The sequence below is a fragment of the Chromobacterium piscinae genome (assembly GCF_021129175.1).
Classification (GTDB): domain Bacteria; phylum Pseudomonadota; class Gammaproteobacteria; order Burkholderiales; family Chromobacteriaceae; genus Chromobacterium; species Chromobacterium piscinae.
This window is the reverse complement of record NZ_JAJOHV010000188.1, coordinates 1-1391: the sequence shown is the minus strand read 5'-3', so window position 1 is coordinate 1391 and position 1391 is coordinate 1. Positions and strand designations below refer to the sequence as shown.

The 1391-nt window shown below is 71.9% G+C and carries 1 protein-coding gene; it reads left to right on the top strand.

The window, feature by feature from the left end:
• Positions 1-19 precede the first annotated feature (19 nt).
• Positions 20-1391: condensation domain-containing protein (locus LQR33_RS24135; protein WP_231470768.1), on the top strand; the 1372-nt coding region annotated here is incomplete at its 3' end.

The following is a 1391-nucleotide window of genomic DNA, read 5'->3' as shown; positions in this document are numbered from 1 at the left end:
CGCGCTGGACGCGCGCATCTTGATTGATGCCGCGCCGGACGCGACGCCGGATCAGCTATTCGAAACCGCTTGCGCGCGGCTGGACCCGGAAAACGGCTTGATGTTGCAGGCGGCGCTGCGGAGTGGAGCCGACAGCAAGCATGTGATGCTGGCCGTTCACCATCTGGCGGTCGACGGCGTGTCTTGGCGCGCGCTGCTGCCCGAGCTGCAGTCCGCCTGCGAGGCGGCGATGGCCGGTGAGGCCGTCCAGCTGCCGCGCGAGGAGTTCGGCCTGCGCGAGTGGGCGAAAACGCTGGCGGCCCAAGTGCCGGCCCGCCGCGGCGAATTGGCGATGTGGCGCGGCATGCTGGCCGGAAAGGCCGACGCATTGAGCGCCAAGGCGCTGGATCCGGCCCGCGACCGCCACGACACGGCCCGCCACAGCCGCGCGCTGCTCGGCGAGGCGACCAGCGCGGCCCTGCTGCAAAAGCTGCCGAACGCCTGCCGCGCGACAGTGGAGGAAATCCTGCTGGCGGCGCTGCTGCTGGCTTGCCGCGGCGAATTCGACGCGCCACGCTTGCGCGTCGGTCTGGAGTCGCATGGCCGCTACGCGAGCGACGATGGCATACATCTGGGCCGCACCGTCGGCTGGCTGACCGCCGAATATCCGGCGCGGTTCGACCTGTCGGCCCGGGCGACCGGCGACGCGTCCGCCCTGGAGGCGCTGCGCGCGGTCAAGCGCGTGATGCGGGCGATGCCGGACCATGGCCTGGGCTACGGCGTGCTGCGTTATTTGGATGACGAGCATGGCCCGGCGCTGGGCGCGCTGGAGACGCAGAACCGCCCGGCGCTGCTGTTCAACTACCTGGGCCGCTTCCAGGCCGGGGATGGCGAATGGACGCCGCTGGCCGCCGGAGGCCGTTTCGCCGACGCCTTCGCCGTCGACATCGATCCGGCCTTGCCGCTGCAATACGGGCTGGAGGCCAATGTCTTCGTCGACGAGTCCGGCGCCGCGCCGCGCGTGGCGGTCAACTGGACCTGGGCCGACGCGTTGTACGGCGCCGACGCCATCGAACGGCTGGGCCTGCGGATGGATAGCGCGATCGCCGCGCTGGCGCATCTCGCCGAGCGCGATCCGCTGGCCGCGGCCGACACGCTGGTGGCCGCCGAGACGCTGGGTTCCGGCGGCGCGCCGTTGTCCGACGCCGAGCTGGCGGCGCTTTGCGCCCGCCACGGCAGCTTGGCCGCCGCGTTGCCGGTGCTGCCGCTGCAGCAGGGCCTGCTGTTCCACGCCCAGCTGGGCGAGGCGGCTGGCAAGTACAACTCCATCACCCGCGTCACTTTTGAAGGCCCGCTAGGCAGCGACAGGCTGCGCGCGGCGCTGGCGGCGGTATTGCGCCGCCATCCGCAGC